The following is a 25,597-nucleotide window of genomic DNA, read 5'->3' as shown; positions in this document are numbered from 1 at the left end:
GCTCATTCCTCGCGCAGGGTCTGGATCATGTAGTTGACGTCGACGTCGCTGCTCAGCTTGTAGTGCTTGGTCAGCGGGTTGTAGGTCAGGCCGATGATGTCCTTGACCTGCAGGCCGGCATCGCGGCTCCACGCGCCCAGTTCGGACGGGCGGATGAACTTCTTGAAGTCATGGGTGCCGCGCGGCAGCATCTTCAGGATGTACTCGGCGCCGACGATGGCCAGCAGGTAGGCCTTGGGGTTGCGGTTGATGGTGGAGAAGAACACCTGGCCGCCCGGCTTGACCATGCGGTAGCAGGCACGGATCACCGACGACGGGTCGGGTACGTGCTCGAGCATTTCCAGGCAGGTGACCACATCGAATTGTTCGGGCATTTCTTCGGCCAGCGCTTCGGCGGTGATCTGCCGGTACTCCACCTGCACGCCAGACTCCAGCTGGTGCAGTTGGGCCACGGCCAGCGGCGCCTCGCCCATGTCGATACCGGTAACGCTGGCGCCGCGCAGGGCCATGGCTTCGCTGAGGATGCCGCCGCCGCAACCTACGTCCAGCACCTTCTTGCCGGCCAGGCTGGCGCGTTCGTCGATCCAGTTGACGCGCAGCGGGTTGATTTCATGCAGCGGCTTGAACTCGCTTTCACGGTCCCACCAGCGGTGGGCCAGCGCTTCGAACTTGGCGATTTCGGCGCGGTCGACGTTGCTCATTGGGCAGTCCTCAGAAGCTTGGCTATTAAGCTGCAAGCTGCAAGCCCCAAGCAGCAAGAAAAAGCAGACCTTGTACGCATTCGCTTTTTCTTGCCGCTTGTAGCTTGCAGCTTGCGCTCGAAAAGGCCGGAGTATACCCGAGCGCTCGGCCCCCAGGCTCGCTATAATCGCCGGCTTTTGATATCCGAACGACAGGGAGAGGCAATGCGCGAGCGACTATTGGCGGCGGAGAAGGTGACCGCGATCCGCTGGCAGGGCGGCGTCCTGCACCTGCTCGACCAGCGCCTGCTGCCGTCCCGGGAGTGCTGGCTGGCCTGCGACAATGTCGCGCAGGTGGCAGCCGCGATCCGCGACATGGCGGTGCGCGGTGCTTCGGCGATCGGTATCGCGGCGGCCTATGGCCTGGTGCTGGCCCTGGAAGAGCGGCTGGCCGAAGGTGGTGACTGGGAGCTGGACCTGGAAGAGGACTTTCTCACCCTGGCCGAGGCGCGCCCCACGGCTGCCAACCTGTTCTGGGCACTGAACCGCATGCGCGAGCGCCTGCAGCGCCTGCGCCCGGACGAAGACGTGCTGGCCGCGTGCGAGGCCGAAGCGCTGGCCATTCACGAAAGCGACCGCGAAGCCAACCTGACCATGGCCCAGCACGGCACCGAACTGATTCGCCGCCACCAGGGCAACGCCCAGACCCTGCTCACCTATGGCAATGCCGGTGCGCTGGCCAGTGGGGGCTTCGGCACCGCGCTGGGGGTGATCCGTGCCGGTTACCTCGAAGGCATGGTCGAGCGGGTGTATGCCGGCGAAACGCGCCCCTGGCTGCAGGGCTCGCGCCTGACCGCATGGGAGCTGAGCAACGAAGGCATCCCGACCACCCTGTGTGCCGATTCGGCGCTGGCCCACCTGATGAAGACCAAGGGCATCACCTGGGTGGTGGTGGGGGCGGACTGCATTGCCGCCAATGGCGACATGGCCAGCAAGATCGGCACTTACCAGCTGGCGGTCAGCGCCATGCACCATGGCGTGCGCTTCATGGTGGTGGCGCCCAGCACCAGCATCGACCTGAACCTGGCGACCGGCGAGGATATCCCCCTGGAGGTGCGTGAGGCCGATGAACTGCTGGATTACGCCGGCACCCGGGTGGCCCCGGAGGTCGAGGTGTTCAATCCGGTGTTCGACGTGACCCCGGCAGACCTGATCGACGTGATCGTGACCGAGCGCGGCATTGTCGAACGTCCGGATACCGCCAAGCTGGCGCAGTTGATGTGCCGCAAGCGCCTGCATTGACCAATGTGCCGGCCTTTTCGCGGGGAAACCCGCAAAGAGGCCGGCACAGGCACCAGGAAATCAAGATTCGAACCTGCTTCTGGCTGCCCGCCACATCTCCCCACCGCACCCGCCTTTGTGGTAACATCCGGCAGTTTCCAAGGCCGCCCATCACGGCGGCCTTCATTGCGCAGATCCATGGCACAACTCATTGATTTGTCGTAAGTCGTCGCACCCTTATGCGCTGCGGCGGCGAGCTTCGTTCGGCCCTTGATGGAGCTGCGAAGTTTCACCAGAAAAAGGAATCAGGCTTCTCATGGGCGAACTGGCCAAAGAAATCCTCCCGGTCAATATCGAAGACGAACTGAGACAGTCCTACCTCGACTACGCGATGAGCGTGATTGTCGGGCGAGCGCTGCCCGATGCACGTGACGGCTTGAAGCCCGTGCATCGTCGCGTTCTCTATGCGATGAGCGAACTGGGCAACGACTGGAACAAGCCGTACAAGAAATCCGCCCGTGTGGTCGGTGACGTGATCGGTAAGTACCACCCGCACGGCGACACTGCGGTCTACGACACCATCGTGCGTATGGCCCAGCCCTTCTCGCTGCGCTACCTGCTGGTCGATGGCCAGGGCAACTTCGGTTCGGTGGACGGCGACAATGCCGCGGCCATGCGATACACCGAAGTGCGCATGACCAAGCTGGCCCACGAGCTGCTGGCCGACCTGCACAAGGAAACCGTCGACTGGGTGCCCAACTACGACGGCACCGAGCAGATCCCGGCGGTCATGCCGACGCGTATCCCCAACCTGCTGGTCAACGGTTCCAGCGGTATTGCCGTGGGTATGGCGACCAACATTCCGCCGCACAACCTTGGTGAAGTCATCGACGGTTGCCTGGCGCTGATCGACAACCCGGAAGTCACCGTCGATGAACTGATGCAGTTCATCCCCGGCCCGGACTTCCCGACAGCCGGCATCATCAACGGTCGCCAAGGCATCATCGAGGCCTACCGCACCGGCCGCGGCCGCATCTACATGCGCGCCCGCTCCGAGGTCGAAGACATCGACAAGGTCGGTGGCCGCCAGCAGATCGTGATCACCGAGCTGCCGTACCAGCTGAACAAGGCGCGGCTGATCGAAAAGATCGCCGAGCTGGTCAAAGAGAAGAAGATCGAAGGCATCACCGAGCTGCGCGACGAGTCCGACAAAGACGGCATGCGCATCGTCATCGAGCTGCGCCGCGGCGAAGTGCCGGAGGTGGTGCTCAACAACCTCTACCAGCAAACCCAGCTGCAGAGCGTATTCGGCATCAACGTGGTGGCCCTGGTGGACGGCCGCCCGCGGCTGCTCAACCTCAAGGACCTGCTCGAAGCGTTCGTCCGTCACCGCCGTGAAGTGGTGACCCGCCGGACTGTCTTCGAGCTGCGCAAGGCCCGCGAACGCGGCCACATCCTTGAAGGCCAGGCGGTTGCGCTGTCCAACATCGACCCGGTCATTGCCTTGATCAAGGCTTCGCCTACGCCTTCCGAGGCCAAGGAAGCCCTGATTTCCACGCCGTGGGAGTCCAGTGCGGTGCAGGTCATGGTCGAGCGCGCCGGTGCCGAAGCCTGCCGCCCTGAAGACTTGCCCGAGCAGTATGGCCTGCGCGATGGCAAGTACTTCCTGTCGCCGGAACAGGCCCAGGCCATTCTCGACCTGCGCCTGCACCGCCTGACCGGCCTGGAGCACGAGAAGCTGCTGGCTGAGTACCAGGAAATTCTCGAGCAGATCGGCGAGCTGATCCGCATCCTCAACAGCGCCGAGCGCCTGATGGAAGTGATCCGCGAAGAGCTGGAGGCCATCCGCGCCGAGTACGGCGATGCCCGCCGCACTGAAATCCTCAATGCCAGCCACGACCTCAACTACGGCGACATGATCCCGGAAGAAGAGCGCGTGGTCACCATTTCCCACGGTGGTTACGCCAAGACCCAGCCGTTGTCCGCTTACCAGGCCCAGCGCCGTGGCGGCAAAGGCAAGTCGGCGACCGGCGTGAAGGACGAGGACTACATCGAGCACCTGCTGGTCGCCAACAGCCACGCCACGCTGCTGCTGTTCTCCAGCAAAGGCAAGGTGTACTGGAAAAAGACCTACGAAATTCCAGAAGCATCGCGTGCCGCCCGCGGTCGCCCGCTGGTGAACCTGCTGCCGCTGGAAGAGGGCGAGCGCATCACCGCCATGCTGCAGGTCGACCTCGAGGCGCTGCAGCAGAACGCCGACCTTGACGAAGAACTGGAAGACGCCGACGACACCGTGCTCGAAGGTGAGCTGGTCGAGGCCGAGGAAGTTGACGAAGAAGACGGCGATACCCCTGAGTGGGTGGCAGAGCCGACCGGTGCGTACATCTTCATGGCCACCGCTTCGGGTACCGTCAAGAAGACCCCGCTGGTGCAGTTCGCTCGTCCGCGCTCCAATGGCCTGATTGCCTTGAAGCTCAAAGAAGGCGATACCCTGATTGCAGCGGCCATCACCGACGGCGCCAAGGAAGTGATGATGTTCTCCGACGCTGGCAAGGTCATTCGCTTTGCCGAGAGCGTGGTGCGTGAAATGGGCCGTAACGCCCGTGGCGTGCGGGGCATGAAACTGGGCAAGGGGCAGCAGATTATTTCCATGCTGATTCCGGAGTCCGGCGCGCAGATCCTGACCGCTTCCGAGCGTGGCTTTGGCAAGCGTACCCCGCTGTCCAAGTTCCCGCGCCGCGGCCGTGGCGGCCAGGGCGTGATCGCCATGGGCACCAAGGGGCGCAATGGCTTGCTGATTGGCGCCATCCAGGTGCACGAAGGCGAGGAGATCATGCTGATCTCCGACCAGGGCACGCTGGTGCGCACCCGGGTTGGCGAAGTGTCCAGCCTGAGCCGCAACACGCAGGGTGTGACCTTGATCAAGCTGGCTGCCGACGAAACACTGGTTGGCCTGGAGCGGATCCAGGAACCGTCCGAGGACGAACTTGACGATATGGTCGAGGCGGACGAGGAGGGTGTCGAGGCCGAAGTGCCAGACAATGACGAAGCTGCAGGCGCCGAAGAGGCCCCGCAGGAGTAAGCAGGTGTAAAACCCGAACGGGGCGACCAAGGTCGCCCCGTTTGACTGATAACTGCAGGCAATGCCTGGCCGGGTGCGAGCAAGCTTTTTGTAGGAGCGGCCTTGTGTCGCGAAAGGGCTGCAAAGCAGCCCCAGGATTTCAGCGGCGCTGCAAAAAGCTGGGGCCGCTTCGCGGCCCTATCGCGACACAAGGCCGCTCCCACAAAGAGGCGCGTGCGGCCTGCAAGAAATGAATTTGTACCATTTGGCAGAGCGAGAGTGGATGTGAGCAACCGAGCCTTTAACTTCTGCGCAGGCCCTGCCGCGCTTCCTACCGCTGTTCTGCAGCGCGCCCAGGCTGAAATGCTGGACTGGCATGGCAAGGGCTTGTCGGTGATGGAAATGAGCCATCGCAGCGACGATTACGTGGCCATCGCCGAAAAGGCCGAGCAGGACCTGCGTGACCTGCTGTCTATCCCCTCCAACTACAAGGTACTGTTCCTGCAGGGCGGTGCCAGCCAGCAGTTCGCTGAAATCCCGCTGAACCTGCTGCCGGAAAACGGCACTGCTGACTACATCGAGACCGGCATCTGGTCGAAAAAGGCCATCGAGGAAGCGCGCCGCTTTGGCAACGTCAACGTCGCCGCCAGCGCCAAGGCCTACGATTACCTGGCCATTCCGGGCCAGAACGACTGGAAACTGACCAGCAACGCTGCCTACGTGCACTATGCGTCCAACGAAACCATCGGTGGCCTGCAGTTCGACTGGGTGCCGCAGACCGGTGACGTTCCGCTGGTGGTCGACATGTCCTCCGACATCCTCTCGCGCCCGATCGACGTGTCGCAGTTCGGCCTGATTTATGCCGGCGCGCAGAAAAACATCGGCCCCAGCGGCCTGGTGGTGGTGATCGTGCGTGAAGACCTGCTGGGCCACGCCCGCAGCAGCTGCCCGACCATGCTCGACTACAAGGTGTCGGCCGACAACGGCTCGATGTACAACACCCCGGCCACTTACTCCTGGTACCTTTCGGGCCTGGTGTTCGAGTGGCTCAAGGAGCAGGGCGGTATCGAGGCCATGGAGCAGCGCAACCGGGCCAAGAAAGACCGCCTGTACGGCTTCATCGACAGCAGCGACTTCTACACCAACCCGATCAGCGTCAATGCCCGCTCGTGGATGAACGTGCCGTTCCGCCTGGCCGATGAACGCCTGGACAAGGCCTTCCTCGTCGGCGCCGATGCCCGCGGCCTGCTCAACCTCAAGGGCCACCGCTCGGTGGGGGGGATGCGCGCCTCCATCTACAACGCCCTGGGCCTGGACGCCGTGGAAGCGCTGGTGGCCTACATGGCTGAATTCGAGAAGGAGCACGGCTGATGTCGGAACAGGAACTCAAAGCCCTGCGCGTTCGCATCGACAGCCTCGACGAGAAAATCCTCGAGCTGATCAGCGAGCGCGCCCGGTGTGCCGAAGAGGTTGCCCGGGTCAAGACCGCTTCGCTCAAAGAAGGCGAGAAGCCGGTGTTCTACCGCCCGGAGCGCGAAGCAGCAGTACTCAAGCGGGTGATGGAGCGCAACAAAGGGCCGCTGGGCAACGAAGAAATGGCGCGGCTGTTCCGCGAAATCATGTCGTCGTGCCTGGCCCTGGAAGAGCCGCTGAAAATCGCCTACCTGGGCCCTGAAGGCACCTTCACCCAGGCGGCGGCCATGAAGCACTTCGGCCACGCGGTGATCAGCCGCCCGATGGCGGCCATCGACGAGGTGTTCCGTGAGGTCGCGGCCGGTGCGGTCAATTTTGGCGTGGTGCCGGTGGAAAACTCCACCGAAGGCGCGGTCAGCCACACCCTGGACAGCTTCCTCGAACACGACATGGTGATTTGCGGCGAAGTCGAGCTGCGTATCCACCACCACCTGCTGGTGGGCGAGAGCACCAAGACCAACAGCATCACCCGCATCTATTCCCATGCCCAGTCCCTGGCTCAGTGCCGCAAGTGGCTGGACGCGCACTACCCGAATGTGGAGCGGGTGGCGGTATCGAGCAATGCCGAGGCAGCCAAGCGCGTGAAGGGCGAGTGGAACTCGGCGGCGATCGCCGGTGACATGGCTGCCAACCTGTATGGCCTGACCCGCCTGGCCGAGAAGATCGAAGACCGTCCGGACAACTCCACGCGCTTTTTGATGATCGGCCAGCAGGAAGTGCCGCCTACCGGCGACGACAAGACCTCGATCATTGTCTCGATGAGCAACAAGCCGGGCGCGCTGCATGAGCTGCTGGTGCCGTTCCACCAGAACGGCATCGACCTGACCCGCATCGAAACCCGCCCGTCGCGCAGCGGCAAGTGGACCTACGTGTTCTTCATCGACTTCGTTGGCCACCACCGCGACCCACTGATCAAGGCGGTGCTCGAACAGATCAGCCAGGAGGCTGTGGCGCTGAAGGTGCTGGGCTCGTATCCGAAGGCGGTGCTTTGATCAAGGGCCGCTGGGGGCGCTTTGCGCCCCATCGCCGGCAAGCCAGCTCCCACAGGTACAGCACAAGCCTGCAGGTTTGCGCTGCCCCTGTAGGCGCTGGCTTGCCTGCGATAAGTGTGGGAGCTGGCTTGCCTGCGATGGGTGTGGGAGCTGGCTTGCCTGCGATGGGCTGCAACGCAGCCCCAGCGGTCTCAAAGGCTGTCTCCCCCAGGTCCAGCACAAGCCTCCAGGTTTGCACTGCCCCTGTAGGAGCTGGCTTGCCTGCGATGGGTGTGGGAGCTGGCTTGCCTGCGATGGGCTGCAACGCAGCCCCAGCGGTCTCAAAGGTTGTCTCCCCCAGGTCCAGCACAAGCCTCCAGGTTTGCACTGCCCCTGTAGGAGCTGGCTTGCCTGCGATGGGCTGCAACGCAGCCCCAGCGGTCTCAAAGGCTGTCTCTCACAGGTCCAGCACAAGCCTCCAGGTCTGCACTGCCCCTGTAGGAGCTGGCTTGCCTGCGATGGGCTGCAACGCAGCCCCAGCGGTCTCAAAGGCTGTCTCCCCCAGGTCCAGCACAAGCCTCCAGGTTTGCACTGCCCCTGTGGGAGCTGGCTTGCCTGCGATGGGCTGCAACGCAGCCCCAGCGGTCTCACAGGCTGTCTCGATTTCTGAACAGGGTTCACACCAGTGGTAAATGCAGCAAAAACCAAACCCGCGCCCATCATCAACCGCCTGGTCGTAGTTGGCCTCGGCCTGATCGGTGGTTCGTTCGCCAAGGGCCTGCGTGAGAGCGGCCTGTGCCGCGAAGTGGTCGGTGTCGACCTGGACGCCCCCTCGCGCAAGCAGGCCGTAGCCTTGGGCGTGGTCGACCGCTGCGAAGAAGACCTCGCCACCGCCTGCGTGGGCGCCGATGTCATCCAGCTGGCCGTGCCCATCCTGGCCATGGAGAAAGTTCTGGCGCGCCTGGCCCGGCTAGACCTGGGCAACGCCGTCATCACCGACGTCGGCAGCGCCAAGGGCAATGTTGTTCGTGAGGCGCGTTCTGTTTTTATAAACGAGAGCGGCCTGCGCCTGCCGCGCTTCGTGCCTGGCCACCCGATCGCCGGTTCCGAGCAGAGCGGGGTAGAGGCCTCCAACGCCACCCTGTTCCGCCGGCACAAGGTCATTCTCACGCCGCTGGCCGAAACCGACCCGGCCGCACTGGCCCTGGTCGACCGCCTGTGGCGCGCGCTGGATGCCGATGTGGAGCACATGACGGTCGAGCGCCACGACGAAGTGCTGGCCGCCACCAGCCACTTGCCGCACCTGTTGGCCTTTGGCCTGGTCGATTCACTGGCCAAACGCAATGAAAACCTCGAGATCTTCCGGTACGCTGCCGGGGGGTTCCGCGATTTCACCAGGATCGCCGGCAGCGACCCGACCATGTGGCATGACATCTTCCTCGCCAACCGCGATGCTGTCCTGCGCACACTTGATACATATCGCAGTGATCTCGACGCCTTGCGCGACGCTATCGCTGAAGGGGACGGGCACCAGCTGCTGGGTGTATTCACCCGCGCACGCGTTGCCCGCGAGCATTTCAGTAAAATCCTGGCCCGCCGGGCCTATGTGGACGCTATGAACGCCAACGATCTGATTTTCCTGGCCCAACCGGGTGGCCGCCTGAACGGGCGGATTCGTGTACCGGGCGACAAGTCGATTTCTCACCGCTCGATCATGCTCGGCTCGCTGGCCGAGGGCACCACCGAGGTCGAAGGCTTCCTCGAAGGTGAAGACGCCCTGGCGACCCTGCAGGCATTCCGTGACATGGGTGTGGTCATCGAAGGCCCCAACCACGGCCGCGTGACCATTCATGGTGTTGGCCTGCACGGCCTGAAGCCGCCGCCCGGCCCGCTGTACGTAGGCAACTCGGGTACCTCGATGCGTTTGCTGTCCGGCTTGCTGGCCGGCCAGCCGTTCGACGTGACCATGACCGGTGATGCCTCGTTGTCCAAGCGCCCGATGAACCGTGTGGCCAACCCGCTGCGCGAAATGGGTGCCGTGGTCGAGACCGGCCCGGAAGGCCGCCCGCCGCTGACCATTCGCGGCGGCCACCGGCTCAAGGGGCTGACCTACACGCTGCCGATGGCCAGCGCGCAGGTCAAATCCTGCCTGCTGCTGGCCGGCCTGTACGCCGAAGGCAAGACCACCGTCACCGAGCCGGCACCGACCCGCGACCACACCGAGCGCATGCTGCGCGGTTTCGGCTACGCGGTAGAAAGCAATGGCCCGGTGGCCTCGTTGCAGTCTGGCGGCAAGCTGACCGCCACCCGCATCGAAGTGCCGGCCGACATCTCCTCGGCAGCCTTCTTCCTGGTGGCGGCGTCCATCGCCGAAGGCTCCGAGCTGGTGCTGGAACACGTCGGCATCAACCCGACCCGTACCGGTGTCATCGACATCCTGCGCCTGATGGGTGGCGACATCACCCTGGAGAACCAGCGTGAAGTCGGCGGCGAGCCGGTGGCCGACCTGCGTGTGCGCGGGGCCAAGCTGAAGGGTATCGATATCCCTGAAGAACTGGTGCCACTGGCCATCGACGAGTTCCCCGTGCTGTTCGTTGCTGCTGCCTGTGCCGAAGGCCGTACCGTGCTGCGCGGTGCCGAAGAGCTGCGTGTGAAGGAGTCCGACCGAATCCAGGTGATGGCCGACGGCCTGCTGACCCTGGGCATCCAGTGCCAGCCGACCCCTGACGGCATCATCATCGACGGCGGCCAGCTGGGCGGCGGCGAAGTGCATGGCCACGGTGACCACCGCATTGCCATGGCCTTCAGCGTGGCCTCGCTGCGCGCCAGTGCGCCGATCCGCATCCATGACTGCGCCAACGTTGCCACGTCGTTCCCCAACTTCCTGGCGCTGTGCGCCGAAGTGGGCATTCGCGTGGCAGAAGAGGGCAAGTCGTGAATACGCTGGCCCCCATCATCACCATCGACGGGCCCAGTGGCTCTGGCAAAGGTACGGTCGCCGGCTTGCTGGCGCGCGAACTGGGCTGGCGCCTGCTGGACTCGGGCGCGCTGTACCGGTTGCTGGCGTTCAATGCCAGCAACCACGGTGTCGATCTGACCAACGAAGAGCTGCTGACCAAGCTGGCCGCCCATCTGGATGTGCAGTTCATCGCCGCCGAGCCCGGTAAGCTGCAGCAGACCATTCTCGAAGGTGAGGACGTCAGCCAGGTCATCCGCACCGAAACCGTCGGTGCCGGTGCCTCGATGGTGGCGTCGCTGCCTGCCGTGCGTGAGGCGCTGCTGCAGCGCCAGCGCGCCTTCCGGGAAATGCCCGGGCTGATCGCCGACGGCCGAGACATGGGCACGGTGGTGTTCCCCGACGCGCCGCTGAAGGTGTTTCTGACCGCCAGTGCCGAGGAGCGGGCGCGCCGCCGCTACCTGCAGTTGAAGGGCAAGGGTGAAGATGTTAGTCTGTCGAGTCTGCTGGATGAGATTCGGGCGCGTGATGAACGCGACACTCAGCGTGCAGTGGCCCCGCTGAAACCAGCGGCAGACGCCATTCAGCTGGATTCCACCGAGTTGTCCATCGAGCAGGTGTTGCAACGTATCAGGAGCGAGATCGCCCAGCGCGACCTTCTCTGATCACCAGGAAAGCAGGCAGGTTCACCAGTCAACGTCTTGCCGGCGTTCCTTTACTTAAAACAGACCCACATTGTCTGGAATGTGGCGAGGGGCGTTTGTTTCGCCCGAATCTACAGGAATTAAAATGAGCGAAAGCTTTGCAGAACTCTTTGAAGAAAGCCTGAAAACCCTCAATCTTCAGCCGGGTGCCATCATCACCGGTATCGTTGTCGACATCGACGGCGACTGGGTTACCGTACACGCTGGCCTGAAGTCCGAGGGTGTCATCCCGCTCGAGCAGTTCTACAACGAAGCTGGCGAACTGACCATCAAGGTCGGTGACGAAGTCCACGTTGCGCTGGACGCGGTCGAAGACGGCTTTGGCGAAACCAAACTGTCCCGTGAAAAAGCCAAGCGCGCCGAGTGCTGGATTGTTCTGGAAGCAGCTTTCGCCGCCGAAGAAGTGGTCAAGGGCGTTATCAACGGTAAGGTTAAGGGCGGCTTCACTGTCGACGTTAACGGCATCCGTGCGTTCCTGCCGGGCTCCCTGGTTGATGTCCGCCCAGTGCGCGACACCACCCACCTGGAAGGCAAAGAGCTGGAATTCAAGGTCATCAAGCTGGACCAGAAGCGCAACAACGTTGTCGTTTCCCGTCGCAGCGTGCTGGAAGCCGAGAACTCCGCCGAGCGCGAAGCCCTGCTGGAAACCCTGCAGGAAGGCCAGCAAGTCAAAGGTATCGTCAAGAACCTCACCGACTACGGCGCATTCGTGGACCTGGGCGGTATCGACGGCCTGCTGCACATCACCGACATGGCCTGGAAGCGCATCAAGCACCCATCGGAAATCGTTAACGTTGGCGACGAAGTCGACGTACGCGTTCTGAAGTTCGACCGTGAGCGCAACCGCGTTTCGCTGGGTCTGAAGCAAATGGGTGAAGATCCGTGGGTAGCTATCACTGCCCGTTACCCAGAAGGTACTCGCGTACAGGCTCGCGTAACCAACCTGACCGACTACGGCTGCTTCGCTGAGCTGGAAGAAGGCGTTGAAGGTCTGGTACACGTTTCCGAAATGGACTGGACCAACAAGAACATCCACCCGTCGAAAGTCGTTCAGGTTGGCGACGAAGTGGAAGTCATGGTTCTGGACATCGACGAAGAGCGTCGTCGTATCTCCCTGGGCATCAAGCAGTGCAAGTCCAACCCATGGGAAGACTTCTCCGGCCAGTTCAACAAGGGTGACAAGATCACCGGTACCATCAAGTCGATCACCGACTTCGGTATCTTCATTGGTCTGGACGGCGGCATCGACGGCCTGGTTCACCTGTCCGACATCTCCTGGAACGAAACCGGCGAAGAAGCCGTACGTCGTTTCAAGAAGGGCGACGAGCTGGAAACCGTCATCCTGTCGGTTGACCCAGAGCGCGAGCGCATCTCCCTGGGCATCAAGCAGCTGGAAGACGATCCGTTCTCCAACTTCGTTGCTGTCAACGACAAGGGTGCTATCGTCAAGGGCATCGTGAAAGAAGTTGACGCCAAAGGCGCCATCGTCACCCTGGCCGACGACATCGAAGCCACTCTGAAAGCTTCCGAAATCAGCCGTGACCGCGTTGAAGACGCGCGTAACGTTCTGAAGGAAGGCGAAGAGATCGAAGCCAAGATCATCAGCGTTGACCGCAAGTCCCGCGTGATCAGCCTGTCGATCAAGTCGAAAGACGACGCTGAAGAGCGTGAAGCTATCCAGAGCCTGAAAAACGCTCCGGAAGCTGCTGCCGACACCACCATGGCTGCGCTGCTGCGCGAAGCAATGGCCAAGCAGAACTGAGTTCTGTTTGATCGGTAAAAAGGGCGACCCTCGGGTCGCCCTTTTTTTTGTGCCCGCTCCCAAACACACACCGGCGTTGGCGCGGTAGACCATTCCTGAATTACTTCAATCTTGAAATTTTTTATTAAGTCAAGATGCACCCTGTTCAAATCCTTCCCAGCGTGCTACAACCTGCTTAAGCAATGATCTAGCTGCTTGATAACGAAGGGAAAAATATGACGAAGTCGGAGCTGATCGAACGTATTGTCACCCATCAAGGGCTGCTCTCGTCCAAGGACGTGGAGTTGGCCATCAAGACCATGCTTGAACAGATGTCACAATGCCTGGCTACCGGCGACCGCATCGAGATCCGCGGTTTTGGCAGCTTCTCGCTGCACTATCGCGCCCCACGCGTGGGTCGTAACCCCAAGACCGGTCAGTCGGTCAGCCTCGAAGGCAAGTTCGTACCGCACTTCAAGCCCGGCAAAGAGTTGCGCGACCGGGTCAACGAGGAAGACGAGGCCGAAGCCTGAGCACTCAAGGAGCAATCTGATGCGTAACCTGAAGCGCGCCCTGGCGGCTATTTTCGTGCTGCTGTTGGCGGCGGTGGTATTGTTCTTCGTGCTGGAGAATCAGCAGCCCGTTGCGCTGGTCCTGTTCGGCTGGGCTGCGCCAGAACTGCCCGTGGCTGTCTTGGTGCTGGCAGCGCTGGTCATAGGGCTGGCTGTCGGCCCGCTATTGGGCGCGTACGGCGTTCAACGCAGCAAGCGCAAGATCAAGGCGTCTGCCCGGCAAGCGGCATTGAGTGGTAACTGAGGAAGTTTCCTACGCTTGTTTAAGAATTTTTCGCCTAGGCGTCAGCAGGCGGCCGTGGAGTAATAGCGCCCTTCATTTTCGGCCCCTGTGAGTGTGCGCAACGTGGAATACCCCCGGCTTTCCCACCACGGCGGTACCCGTGTTGTCACCGGGTCCTGCCACCAGTTGCACCTGGGCCCTACTACAAGTCTCTTAATCGACTGCGGCCTGGAACAGGGAGCCGATGCGCAACCCGGCGCAGAAACTGCCGCGCTCGGGTTCGATATCCAGGGCATTCAGGCGCTGATCATCACCCACGTGCACCTTGACCATGTCGGCCGCATCCCCGTATTGCTGGCCGCGGGTTATCGTGGCCCTATCTTCTGCAGTGAGCCTACAGCCAGGTTACTACCGCTGGTGCTGGAAGATGCCTACAAGCTGAGTATCAGCCGCGAGCCTGTGCAGGTGGCGCGCTTTATCGAGTTTGTTGAAAGGCTGCTAGTGCCGTTGGCGTTCGATCAGTGGCATGACGTTGTGCTGGCGCCGGAGCTGGCGTGTCGCATCCGCCTGCAGCGTGCAGGGCACCTGCTGGGTTCGGCTTATGTCGAGTGTGACCTGCTGCTAGGGCAGGCCAATACGCGGTATGTGTTTTCCGGTGACCTGGGCGGTTGCAATAACCCACTGCTGCGTCCGCTTCAGCCGCCGGAGCGCGCAGATGTGCTGGTGCTGGAAAGCACCTACGGTGACCGGGTGCACCCGGTGGCCGAAAGCCGGCAGTTGCAACTGGAGGCGGCAATCGAGCGAGCCTTGGCGGACAAGGGCACTATCCTCATTCCTGCGTTCAGCCTGGGGCGTACCCAGGAACTGCTCTACGAGCTGGAAGATATCTTGCACCGCAAGGCCCTGTTGGGTGTGCAGGGCCATGCTGGCGATGACGATCCCGTCAATTGGTCGCAATTACCCATCATTCTGGATTCGCCGTTGGCCCAGCGCATCACTGCTGTTTATCGGGAGCTGCATGAATTCTGGAACGAAGAGGCCAGGGCGCGGCTTGCCGAAGGGCGTGATCCGCTTGGCTTCAATCAGTTGATTACCGTGGACAGCCATGCCAAGCACCAGCAGGTGGTCAATTACCTAAGCAGCACCGGCCGGCCTGCAATCGTGATTGCAGGCAATGGCATGTGTTCCGGCGGGCGGATTGTCAATTACCTCAAGGCCATGCTGGGGGATCGGCGGCATGAGGTTATGTTTGTGGGGTATCAGGCCAAAGGAACCCCGGGGGCGGAACTTCAGGCGAGGCAGGGGGCAGAGAGTGTTGTGCAGATTGATCTGGATGGAAGGATGTACGAGGTGCGTCTTAAGGTGATCACGCTAGGGGGGTATTCAGCGCATGCAGACCAGAAGGCGCTCTTGAGCTTTGCGCTAAAGGGGCGTGAGCCTGCCCGTCGCATAGTGCTGGTCCATGGTGAAGCCGGAGCTAAGGGTGCTCTTGCGCAAGCTCTGGCTAATGAAGCCAGCCGGTGGGGGCGAGCTGTCGAGGTTGCAGTGGCGCAGGCCACAAGCTGACCAAGGGGCGTCGGTTACAGGAACATTTCAGTTTTTTCTAACTCTATTCCTTTTCAGCTGTCATCGATGCGTTACGCTAAAAAAACGTTGAGTGGGGTGCAGATTCACCTTACCCTCATGGCACGTGAGGTCGCTCCTGCCTGGCGTGACTACGTTAGGTATTTGGTATACGGCTAGCGCAGATGTGCCGATGATGTCGGGATGCAATATGGGCTAAGGAAAAAATAGAATAAATGCGCAATGACCGTGAGCGTTTGAGCGGCAAGTCCGTTGTCGATTTGGTTGAGTTGATCGAAGGGCTATGGAAGCAAAAGTGGATTGTGGTGTTAACGGCTGCGATCGTTACTTCGATCGGTTTGGCCTATGCATTACTGGCGACTCCGATATACCAGGCGAAGGTTTTCGTGCAGTCGCCTTCTCAAAAGGACATTGCACAACTCAATTACGGAAGGGGCGGTGACAGCGGGTTGCCTGTGGTATCGGTCAAAACAGTCTATGAAAGCTATGTGCGTTTTCTTCAGTCAGAAGCGGTACGCCGGCAGTTCTATCGTGAGGTCTACCTGCCGTCATTGCCTGAAGCCGATCGGCGTGGCGCTCAAGATGATCTGTACGCGAAGTTCAACAAATCTGTGTCGGTGCCTGCCGCTGTCAAAGACGCGCCCGGCCGTTTCGAGATTGTTGCAACTTCCCGTGACCCGCAGCAGGCGGCTGACTGGATCGTCCGGTATGCGCAACTTGCCGGAGAACAGGCCAAGAAAGAAGTTACTGCCGATGTGCGTGCCGATGCGTTGGTCAAGGTAAGCAACTTGAAAGAGCGAGTTCGCTCCGCCAGAGAAGAAGCGCGTAAAGCCCGTGAAGACCGCATTGCTCGTCTCTCGGAAGCGCTGGTTGTTGCGCAGTCAATCGGTTTGGAAAAACCGCCCATTATTTCGGGTAATGGTAGTTCGGAGCTGTCGGCGAACATGGAGGGCTCATTGGTGTACATGAGGGGCAGTCGTGCGATCGAGGCAGAGCTCAAGAATCTGCGCGCGCGTACCTCCGATGACCCATTTGTGGATAATTTGCGGCGCGATCAGGAAACGATCGCCTTCTACGAAGGGCTTGAAGTAGACCCGTCTGTCATTAACGTTTATCGCCAGGATGGCGGCTTGTATGCCCCCGATAAACCGGTCCAGCCGCAAAAGGCAGTCATTGTGGTGCTGAGCGCGTTCCTGGGGGCATTGCTTGGCCTTCTGATCGCGCTTTATCGAGCTTTTTTCCTCACTCATCGGTTCGCGCACAGTGCCAAGCATTAAATGCGTTATTGCTTGGGCTGGGGCGAAACCCTGGTTTCAATTTTCAGTATGCTGCGGTGGGGCCAGGCGGATGTGCCCGCTGGCGATGACCGACTTTAACTCTACAGATGATCGTCCTCATGAATATTAAGCTGGCAGTTATTGGTTTAGGCTATGTTGGTCTGCCCCTGGCAGTCGAGTTCGGCAAGCATCGTGAAGTCGTTGGGTTCGACATCAATGTGTCACGGATCGCGGCATTGAAGGCGGGCCACGATGCGACTCAAGAAGTCAGTGCTGATGAGTTGGCGAGCGCCCATTTACTGAATTACAGCGCGAACACGGAGGACTTGCGTCTTTGCAATGTGTTTATCGTCACCGTTCCTACGCCCATTGACGAGTACAAACAACCGGACCTGACCCCCCTGGTGAAGGCTTCGGAAACCATTGGCCGAATCTTGAAAGCCGGCGACATCGTGATTTATGAGTCCACGGTCTACCCCGGTGCGACCGAGGAAGTGTGCGTCCCGGTCCTGGAGCGTATCTCCGGGCTTGTGTTCAATCAGGACTTTTTCGCAGGCTACAGCCCAGAGCGTATCAACCCGGGCGACAAAGAGCATCGTGTAACGACTATCAAAAAAGTTACATCCGGATCGACCGAGGTCATTGCTGAAGTGGTCGATTCGCTTTATCGAGAAATTATTGCAGCGGGCACCCACAAAGCGGAAAGTATCAAAGTCGCTGAGGCCGCCAAGGTAATAGAAAATACCCAGCGTGATTTGAATATTGCGCTGATCAACGAACTGGCGATCATTTTTAATCGCCTGGGTATCGATACGCAGGCGGTGCTTGAAGCTGCAGGCACCAAGTGGAACTTTTTGCCCTTCCGCCCGGGCCTAGTGGGCGGGCACTGTATCGGTGTTGATCCTTATTACCTTACGCACAAGGCCCAGGCGATTGGTTATCACCCGGAAATTATTCTTGCTGGTCGGCGGTTGAATGACTCGATGGGGCGCTATGTTGTCTCGCAATTGGTCAAGGCGATGCTCAAGCGTCGTCTTCAGGTTGAAGGCGCGCGTGTGCTGGTCATGGGCTTGACGTTCAAGGAAAACTGCCCGGATCTGCGCAATACGCGGATCGTTGATGTGATTGCCGAGTTGAACGAATACGGCATTGCGGTCGACGTATTTGACCCATGGGTTGATGTCGCCGAGTGCCAACATGAATATGGCATCACACCAGTGGCTACCCCACCTGCGGGCGCCTATGACGGCATCGTTGTGGCCGTTGCTCATCAGGAGTTCAAGGCGCTCGGTGAGGCTGAAATTCGTGCTTTTGGCAAACCTGATCACGTGCTCTACGACTTGAAGTATCTGCTGGATGCTACAAGTTCCGATATTCGCCTTTAGTTGGCAATTATGTCAACTTTGTCAATTATTGCAGGTGGGCTTGAACAATGACGGCATATGAGTCGCTTCAGCAATCACTTCCCAGAACCCCTAAAAGGTGGTTGATTACGGGGGTGGCAGGATTCATCGGTTCCAACCTGCTTGAGCATTTGCTTTTGCTCGACCAGGAAGTTGTCGGTTTGGATAATTTCGCCACGGGCCATCAGCGTAACCTGGACGAGGTGAGGTCCAACGTCAGCGACCAGCAGTGGCGCCGCTTCACCTTCATGCAAGGTGACATTCGCAATGTGGATGATTGCCATGCAGCCTGTTGTGGTGTGGACTATGTATTGCATCAGGCAGCGCTGGGGTCGGTGCCCCGTTCTCTGAATGACCCTATTGCTACTAACGCAACCAACATTGACGGCTTTCTGAATATGTTGGTTGCCGCGCGTGACGCAGCGGTAAAAAGCTTTACCTATGCGGCCAGTAGCTCGACGTACGGTGATCACCCAGGTTTGCCTAAAGTGGAAGATGTGATCGGCAAGCCGCTTTCGCCGTATGCGGTGACAAAGTATGTGAACGAACTGTATGCCGATGTTTTCTTCAGGTCCTATGGCTTCAACAGTGTCGGTTTGCGCTATTTCAACGTGTTTGGTCGGCGGCAAGACCCGCAGGGTGCTTATGCAGCCGTGATTCCGAAGTGGCTGGCGTCGATGATCAGCGCAGACGACCTGTTTATCAATGGTGATGGCGAGACCAGCCGTGATTTCTGTTTCATTGAAAACGTGGTGCAGATGAACCTGCTTGCAGCCACCAGTGCCGACCCGGCGGCCGTAAACCAGATTTACAACGTAGCCGTCAGCGGTCGTACTTCCCTCAACCAGTTGTTCGAGGCACTGCGTAAGGGCCTTGAAGAGAACGGTGTGATCTATTCAAAAGCGCCTGTATACCGTGATTTTCGTGCCGGTGATGTGAGGCATTCCCAAGCGGATATATCCAAGGCGCAGAAGCTCCTAGGTTATACGCCGGCTTATGACGTGACGAATGGTATTTCCAAGGCGATGCCTTGGTACATAGATTTCCTGGCTTGAGTGCTGATCTCAAAAGTTGCCATGAAATTGCATTTGGCTTGACTGCGGGGGGGGGGGGGCTGCGCGGCAGCTCCCCCGCGGCTGCGATAGGGGTGAGAGGAAGCAGTGCATTTCAAGAATATTGTTTGGAACCTGCTTGGCTTGGGCTTGCCGCTCATCATTGCGGCACTTACAGTTCCAGGGTTGATTTCTATCGTAGGTACTGAGCGTTTTGGCTTACTTGCCCTTGCTTGGGGTTTGATCGGTTACGCCGGCGCACTCGATCTGGGTATAGGTCGAGCATTGACCCAGCGTATCTCAACGTTACGAACTGGACCGCAAGCGGCAGTTATTGGCGATGCTATCGCAACAGCTGTCAAATTGACGTCCGTGGTTGGGATTGGCGGATTGGTGGCCATCGCGCTGGGTGCCGCAGCAGGTATTCAGCAGTTCATTCCGCGCCAGGGGGTACCCGCGTCCGAAATTACGCTATCCATCATGCTTCTCGCCTTTGCGCTTCCGATGCAAGCTGTGAGCGCAACGTACCGGGGGGTTAATGAGGCTTACTTGAACTTCAGAAGTATAAGTCTGCTCCGGATAGCCCTGGGCGTTGCCAACTTTGGAGGGCCTTATCTGGTCGCTCAGTTCACTCATGAACTGCCGTGGCTCGTTTCGACACTGGTTGTTTCTCGCGCAATAGCATTGGTTATTTACCGCGTCAGTGCGAAGGCTTGCCTGCTTGAAGATCAGCCTGGCCGTTACTCGAAAGAGCAAGCAGTACAGCTATTGCGCTTTGGTGGTTGGGTTACGGTCAGTAGCGTTGTCAGCCCGTTCCTAGTGCAAGCAGACCGTTTTTTTGTTGGTTTTCTGCTATCTGCTGCTGCGGTGACTGCTTATGTGATTCCTTACGAAATCACCGTACAGGCGATGATCATGGTTGGTGCCGTTACTACTGTCGCGTTTCCTGCGATTGCCGCGTTGATGCAGCAGGGCGTCGATAAGGCCTGGGCCCTGTTTCGCACCTGGACGCTTCGGGTTACCTTGATGATGTTGGTCATCATGAGCACGTTGGCATTGTTGATGCCGATCCTGCTCAACCTCTGGGTAGGTGAGTATGTTACTGCAGAATCGGTGATGGTAGGGCGGATTCTGTGCGCAGGGGTATTCATGAATGGCATCGGAGCAATGCTATATGCCTTTTTGCATGCTCAAGGCCAAGCCAGGATTACAGCAATCTTCCATCTGATAGAGTTACCCTTCTTTGTCGGTGCTCTGTACTGGCTGATCCAGGATTTCGGCGTTGTCGGTGCGGCCATTGCCTGGATGCTGCGTACACTATTGGACACCGTATTATTGGGTTGGGCCGTGGCTTGCGCAAAGGGCAGTAGGGAGCAGCTAAATGCAATTGGGTGATTTTTCCCTGCGCGTAGCGGGACTGATACTGCTGCTCTCCCTGGTATTTCCAACTAGTTTTACCGCCTTCAAGACGGTAGCGCTGCTGCTTCCACTCAGCTGCCTGTTGTTGGGGGGCGATGGTGTGGGAAAGGTGGATTCACGTTTGTTCTGGGCCGCCTTAATGTTTTCATTCATTGGGTTGGGGTGGTCCTTTTACGGTACTGTTCAGGATAATCCTGGCGCGCTGCGCGTGCTTACAGTAATGGTGGTCTATCCTACATTGTTCACCATCTTGGCGATGTTATACCAAGGTAACAGTCATGGGCTGGAGCGTTTGCTGGTTGCTTCGGGCCTTTTAATCGTGTTACTGGATCTGGGGTTTGTGCTGGGTGAAATAGTATTGCCTGGCAATCCGTTGAGCGCGAGCTTGCGCGCTCTTTACGGTAATGAGGCGGTCGTTGACTACGGTTCGGGGTATTTGAAGTTCACATTGCCGAACGTTTCCAGCGTGATATTTCTTCTGTCTTTCATGCTGTGCCGGGTCATTTGCCAGCGCTTCAGTCTGTTGGGGGGGGTTACATTGCTCGGGTTGGTACTGGTTGTTCTTTTTTCTGGCCGCCGGGTTATCCTGATCACAGCAGTATTAGGGCCGGTCATTGCATACTGCTTGAGTTGGGGGGCACCTGGCGGACGAGGTTCGGCGTTATTCAAGCTCAGTCTGTTTTTTTGTGGCGGTGTTGCGCTAGCGATATTTGTCTATTCACTCTGGCCTGACTATATCTATGAGCGCGTCTCGTCGATTTTCGACTTTGCGGCCGACGCGAGCAACTCAGAGCGTGCTATTCAGTTCGATTCACTGATCGACGGAATTGTTGTTAATCCATTTTGGGGTTCTGGCGCAGGCGCTGTAGCAAGCTATGTTCGCTCTGAAGAGATGCCTTGGGCATATGAGCTTTTTTATGTGTCTCTCATTCTTCAATATGGTTTTTTTGGTTTTTCGCTTTATGCAGCAGGTGTGATGTTTCTCATTGTTTTTCTTGCTCGCGAGGTGCGTCGGAATGGGCGCGAAAGTTTTGAATTTTATTACTTGTGCGGGCTTATTTCATTTTTGCTTGCGACGGCGACCAATCCTTACCTGGCAAAGTTCGATTACATGTGGGTTTTGTTTGTGCCTGTTGCCCTGTTGAATTATCGGTTGGTAGCAGACGCCTCCAAGGATTTGGTTAATGGACATTGATATAGTTATCGTCAACTGGAATTCGGGCATGCAAATTCGCGATTGTATTCGCTCTTTGCAGGCAAACATCTCGATAGCTCAGATCAGGGTGATTGTAGTCGATAATGGTTCGACCGATGGTTCTGACTTTGGCTTGGAGCAAGAGGGTGTTCGTGTTTTGAGGACAGGCGCAAACCTCGGCTTTGCGCGTGCCTGTAACTTGGGCGCGGCGGAAGGCAGTGCTCCCTTTATATTGTTCTTCAATCCTGATGCAGCGGTTTTTCCCGGTACAATCGATTACGTGTTGTCTTTTATGCGTGAGCCACGTAATGCGCAGGTCGGCGTGTGTGGGGTTCAATTGGAAGAGGAAAGTGGCCACGTTGCCCGCAGTTGCACTCGTCTGCCAACGCCCGTCAGCTTCCTTGCCCATGCGGTTGGTCTGGATCGGCTTATGCCCAAACTTGGTTTTTTCATGGCGGAGTGGGCGCATGATACAGATCGCTCCGTGGATCATGTGATCGGTGCGTTTTATTTGATTCGACGAGAGCTTTTTGATCAGCTCGAAGGTTTTGATGAACGATTTTTTGTTTATCTTGAGGACCTGGATCTCTCCAAGCGTGTGAAGGATCAAGGCTTTAGCATCGAATTTCTAACCGAGGTGAAAGCGTTTCACAAGGGAGGAGGGACCTCGGACCAAGTTAAAGCCCGAAGGCTTTTCTATTCGCTAAGAAGCCGCATCCTCTATGCGTTCAAGCACTTTGATCGGTTTTCCGCTTTTCTGGTCTTGCTGGCCACGATGGTGCCAGAGCCAGTTTTGCGAATTGGCATGGCCCTGCTTAAACGCAAGGGGGTTGGAGAGACGCTGCAAGCATATCGTATGCTGTGTGGCTGGTTGTGTGACTGGTTCAAAACGGGTAGCACACGATGAGCGGCTTGGTGTCAAATCAAGGAAAGTCAATAAAAAAAATATTGATTCTCAGCAAATATACGCGCATGGGTGCGAGTAGCCGGCTGAGGATCTTGCAATTCTTTCCCGCACTGGAGAATAGTGGATTTGAAATAGAGGTTAGCGCATTTTTTGGGGAAGATTATCTGAGTGAGCTTTATCATTCAGCCAGTCGTTCCCCCCTTAAGTTGATCCGTTATTATGCCAAGCGCTTGGCTGTACTGCTACGAGCCCGTAAGTATGACGTAGTGTGGATTGAAAAAGAGCTTTTCCCTTTCCTTCCCGCGATGTTTGAACGGGGGCTAAAAGCAATAGGTGTGCGATACTTGGTTGATTATGATGATGCCGTTTTTCATAACTATGACCTGTCTTCGCGCCCTTGGGTGCGGCGACTGCTGGGTAGCAAGATTGATGGCGTAATGCGCGCATCGAGTATCGTTGTTGCCGGTAATGAGTACTTGGCTGATCGGGCAAGGCGTGCAGGTGCGGCGCGAGTCGAGATTATTCCAACGGTGGTCGATCATGAGCGTTATCGGGTGGGTCACCGTCACGGAGTGCAACAGTTGGTGATCGGCTGGATCGGCTCGCCGTCGACCCAAAAGTATGTTGTCGGTATTCGGGATTCGCTGCGTGAGGCCTGTAATCGATACAAGGCCAGGCTCGTACTGGTAGGTGCGACCCCGGATATTGTTGATGAATTACCCGGTATCGAGGTTGAAACGCTTTCCTGGAGCGAGGACAGTGAAGCGCATTTGATTGAGAATATGGATATTGGCGTGATGCCGCTCATTGATGGACCGTGGGAAAGGGGAAAATGTGGATACAAACTGATCCAGTATATGGCGTGTGGTGTCCCCGTCATTGCTTCGCCTGTTGGAGTCAACGTCGAAATCGTCGCCGGTAACCAATGTGGTTTGCTTGCCAGTGAGCAAGCAGATTGGCTGGCAGCGTTGTGTACACTGCTGACTTCACCTGAGGAGCGCACTCGCCTGGGTACCTCTGGCAGGCGTGCGGTCGAGGCCCGCTATTCATTGCAGGCGCAGGCCCCGATTCTCGAAAAACTCTTCAAAAGCCTGACAGGCGCGAGCTCCTGAGCTTGTAACGTCGAATCTACAAGGTGCCCGTCAATGTGTGGAATTGCTGGATTTTTTAGCCCTGGTTTGCCTGATGCGTCAACGTTGATAGGGCGAATGACCACTCAAATTGCCCACCGGGGGCCTGATGATTGCGGCTACTGGATGGACGAAGTAACCGGCCTCGTTTTAGGCCACCGACGCCTGGCAATCCTCGACTTGTCGCCGGCCGGCCATCAGCCGATGCAGTCCGCTTGTGCGCGTTTCGTCATGGTTTACAACGGCGAAATCTATAACCATCTTGAACTTCGAGCCAAGCTTGAGGGGCAGGGGAAAGCCCCGGTTTGGCGTGGTCATTCCGATACAGAGACTCTGCTTGCCGGCATCTCGGCGTGGGGCCTGGAAAGCACCTTGCAGCAGGCCGTGGGTATGTTTGCTATCGCGCTTTGGGATCGACTGGAACAGACGCTGAGCTTGGCGCGTGATCGCTTTGGTGAGAAGCCGTTGTATTACGGCTGGCAGGGCAGGAGCTTGCTGTTCGGATCCGAACTCAAGGCGTTGAAATGCCATCCGGCGGCGACCAGGGAGATTGACAGGAGCGCGTTGACGTTGCTTTTGCGGCACAACTGCATCCCTGCGCCATACAGTATCTACAAAGGTATCCATAAGCTGCGCGCCGGTCACGTTATCAAGTTTCCGCTGGGGCAGCCTGATGCGGCTCGAAATGCCTGTGCCGTCTCGTACTGGTCGCTCAACGATGTGGTCGAACAAGGGCTTCGGAACCCGTTTCAAGGCTCCTTTGAAGACGCGACAGAATTGCTTGAGCGTCAGTTGTTGTCGACGGTCGGTAAGCAGATGTTGTCCGATGTTCCTCTGGGGGCGTTCCTTAGCGGCGGGGTGGATAGTAGTACCATCGTCGCACTGATGCAGGCGCAGAGTCGTCAGCCGGTCCGTACTTTCACTATCGGGTTTGGTGAGGCAGCCTACAACGAGGCGGGGCATGCTAAGGAAGTCGCGCGTCATTTGGGTACGGACCACACCGAGTTGTACGTAACTCCAAGCGATGCCCAGGCGGTCATTCCGCGGCTTGCCTCCATCTATTGTGAACCGTTCAGCGACAGTTCACAGATTCCTACTTTCCTGGTCAGCCAGCTGGCCAGTGAGCATGTAAGGGTGGCCTTGAGCGGTGATGGCGGAGACGAGCTGTTTGGTGGATACAACCGGTACCTGATGGGAAACAAGGTCTGGAGTAGGCTGTCGCGGCTGCCTGCGGTCGCACGCAAGGGTGCTTCTTTAGCCTTGCGGTCGCTATCGCCCACAAGGTGGGATCAGGTTTATGGGATGCTGAAGCCAGTCATTCCACCTCGCTTCCAGATCGCCACTCCGGGTGATAAGGCGCACAAGTTGGCAGGCTTACTCGGTTTGGTGGATCAAAGAGATTTTTTCCGTAATCTGACCAGTCATTGGCAGGATCCATCCAGCCTGATCATCGGTGCTGTGGAGCCTGAGACATTGCTCAGCTCCAGCGCACAGTGGCCGACAACTGATCATTTCGCGCATACCATGATGGCGATGGATGCCCAGACTTATATGACCGATGACATTCTGGTCAAAGTAGATCGCGCCTCTATGGCCGTCAGTCTTGAAAGTCGTGTGCCGATGCTTGACCCAGGGGTTGTTGAACTGGCGTGGTCATTGCCTCTTGAGTACAAGATTAATGAGGGGCAGGGTAAGCGCGTGCTGCGCGAGGTTCTCTACCGGCATGTGCCACGTGAACTGATCGAGCGTCCTAAGCAAGGCTTCGGCTTACCCCTCGACAGTTGGCTCAGAGGTCCTCTACGGGAGTGGGCTGCAGCGCAGCTCGACCCTTTGCGCTTGCGCCAAGAGGGCATTTTCCATCCTGAACCGGTTGTTCAGATGTGGAACGAGCACTTGAGCGGGCGTCGGAACTGGCAGCACCATCTGTGGAATATTCTTATGTTCCAGGCATGGTACTCAGAGCACTAA

General features: G+C 58.5%; 19 protein-coding genes. 18 read left to right on the top strand and 1 reads right to left on the bottom strand.

Going from position 1 to position 25,597, the window contains the following annotated elements; all coding sequences use genetic code 11:
- Positions 1-2: 2 nt before the first annotated feature.
- Positions 3-701 carry a bifunctional 2-polyprenyl-6-hydroxyphenol methylase/3-demethylubiquinol 3-O-methyltransferase UbiG gene (ubiG, locus tag ACF8SD_RS03300; RefSeq protein ID WP_009686004.1) on the bottom strand — a complete coding sequence of 233 codons (699 nt, stop codon included), beginning with the start codon at positions 699-701 and terminating at the stop codon, positions 3-5.
- A gap of 204 nt (positions 702-905) precedes the next feature.
- Here ubiG and mtnA point away from each other — a divergent pair, with 204 nt between their 5' ends.
- The 18 genes from mtnA to asnB all read left to right on the top strand — a co-directional run bounded on the left by mtnA (position 906) and on the right by asnB (position 25,597).
- Positions 906-1,982, top strand: coding sequence for an S-methyl-5-thioribose-1-phosphate isomerase (mtnA, locus tag ACF8SD_RS03295; protein WP_154211202.1), 1,077 nt, complete (start codon positions 906-908; stop codon positions 1,980-1,982).
- Between the two features lie 295 nt (positions 1,983-2,277).
- The gene (gene gyrA / locus ACF8SD_RS03290) at positions 2,278-5,043 is read left to right on the top strand and encodes a DNA gyrase subunit A (RefSeq protein ID WP_392483810.1); all 2,766 of its coding nucleotides are present in this window, start codon (positions 2,278-2,280) and stop codon (positions 5,041-5,043) included.
- 264 nt (positions 5,044-5,307) lie between these two features.
- Complete coding sequence (gene serC / locus ACF8SD_RS03285) at positions 5,308-6,393, top strand: 3-phosphoserine/phosphohydroxythreonine transaminase (RefSeq protein WP_392483809.1); 1,086 nt, start codon at positions 5,308-5,310, stop codon at positions 6,391-6,393.
- A complete protein-coding gene (gene pheA, locus ACF8SD_RS03280; RefSeq protein WP_009686000.1) occupies positions 6,393-7,487 on the top strand; it encodes a prephenate dehydratase in 1,095 nt (364 codons plus the stop codon). Before serC ends, pheA begins: the two co-directional genes overlap by 1 nt.
- Before the next feature lie 697 nt (positions 7,488-8,184).
- A complete protein-coding gene (locus tag ACF8SD_RS03275; protein WP_392483817.1) occupies positions 8,185-10,404 on the top strand; it encodes a bifunctional prephenate dehydrogenase/3-phosphoshikimate 1-carboxyvinyltransferase in 2,220 nt (739 codons plus the stop codon).
- The gene (cmk, locus tag ACF8SD_RS03270) at positions 10,401-11,087 is read left to right on the top strand and encodes a (d)CMP kinase (protein WP_009685997.1); all 687 of its coding nucleotides are present in this window, start codon (positions 10,401-10,403) and stop codon (positions 11,085-11,087) included. Before ACF8SD_RS03275 ends, cmk begins: the two co-directional genes overlap by 4 nt.
- A gap of 124 nt (positions 11,088-11,211) precedes the next feature.
- On the top strand, positions 11,212-12,888 hold the full coding sequence (gene rpsA / locus ACF8SD_RS03265; RefSeq protein WP_003252673.1) for a 30S ribosomal protein S1: 1,677 nt from the start codon (positions 11,212-11,214) through the stop codon (positions 12,886-12,888).
- 215 nt (positions 12,889-13,103) lie between these two features.
- On the top strand, positions 13,104-13,400 hold the full coding sequence (gene ihfB, locus ACF8SD_RS03260; protein WP_003252675.1) for an integration host factor subunit beta: 297 nt from the start codon (positions 13,104-13,106) through the stop codon (positions 13,398-13,400).
- Between the two features lie 19 nt (positions 13,401-13,419).
- Entirely contained in the window at positions 13,420-13,683 is a 264-nt protein-coding gene (locus ACF8SD_RS03255) for a lipopolysaccharide assembly protein LapA domain-containing protein (protein ID WP_029887945.1), read from the top strand.
- 102 nt (positions 13,684-13,785) lie between these two features.
- Positions 13,786-15,228 carry an MBL fold metallo-hydrolase RNA specificity domain-containing protein gene (locus ACF8SD_RS03250; protein WP_392483808.1) on the top strand — a complete coding sequence of 481 codons (1,443 nt, stop codon included), beginning with the start codon at positions 13,786-13,788 and terminating at the stop codon, positions 15,226-15,228.
- 233 nt (positions 15,229-15,461) lie between these two features.
- A complete protein-coding gene (locus ACF8SD_RS03245) occupies positions 15,462-16,523 on the top strand; it encodes a Wzz/FepE/Etk N-terminal domain-containing protein (protein ID WP_392483807.1) in 1,062 nt (353 codons plus the stop codon).
- A gap of 107 nt (positions 16,524-16,630) precedes the next feature.
- Positions 16,631-17,908: a Vi polysaccharide biosynthesis UDP-N-acetylglucosamine C-6 dehydrogenase TviB gene (gene tviB / locus ACF8SD_RS03240; RefSeq protein ID WP_392483806.1), complete on the top strand. Its 1,278-nt coding sequence runs from the start codon at positions 16,631-16,633 to the stop codon at positions 17,906-17,908.
- A 47-nt stretch (positions 17,909-17,955) separates the two neighbouring features.
- Entirely contained in the window at positions 17,956-18,981 is a 1,026-nt protein-coding gene (locus ACF8SD_RS03235) for an NAD-dependent epimerase/dehydratase family protein (protein WP_392483805.1), read from the top strand.
- A gap of 105 nt (positions 18,982-19,086) precedes the next feature.
- Positions 19,087-20,373: an oligosaccharide flippase family protein gene (locus ACF8SD_RS03230; protein ID WP_392483804.1), complete on the top strand. Its 1,287-nt coding sequence runs from the start codon at positions 19,087-19,089 to the stop codon at positions 20,371-20,373.
- Positions 20,360-21,592 carry an O-antigen ligase family protein gene (locus ACF8SD_RS03225; RefSeq protein WP_392483803.1) on the top strand — a complete coding sequence of 411 codons (1,233 nt, stop codon included), beginning with the start codon at positions 20,360-20,362 and terminating at the stop codon, positions 21,590-21,592. Before ACF8SD_RS03230 ends, ACF8SD_RS03225 begins: the two co-directional genes overlap by 14 nt.
- Positions 21,582-22,499 (top strand): glycosyltransferase family 2 protein, encoded by a 918-nt coding sequence (locus ACF8SD_RS03220; protein ID WP_392483802.1) that lies wholly within the window; start codon positions 21,582-21,584, stop codon positions 22,497-22,499. Before ACF8SD_RS03225 ends, ACF8SD_RS03220 begins: the two co-directional genes overlap by 11 nt.
- Complete coding sequence (locus ACF8SD_RS03215; protein ID WP_392483801.1) at positions 22,496-23,611, top strand: glycosyltransferase family 4 protein; 1,116 nt, start codon at positions 22,496-22,498, stop codon at positions 23,609-23,611. The genes ACF8SD_RS03220 and ACF8SD_RS03215 overlap by 4 nt, the downstream gene beginning before the upstream one ends.
- Positions 23,612-23,644: 33 nt before the next feature.
- Complete coding sequence (asnB, locus tag ACF8SD_RS03210) at positions 23,645-25,597, top strand: asparagine synthase (glutamine-hydrolyzing) (protein ID WP_392483800.1); 1,953 nt, start codon at positions 23,645-23,647, stop codon at positions 25,595-25,597.

The organism is Pseudomonas sp. CJQ_9, from assembly GCF_043106615.1.
In the GTDB taxonomy this organism is placed as follows: domain Bacteria; phylum Pseudomonadota; class Gammaproteobacteria; order Pseudomonadales; family Pseudomonadaceae; genus Aquipseudomonas; species Aquipseudomonas juntendi.
This window is presented reverse-complemented; position numbering and strand designations above follow the sequence as displayed.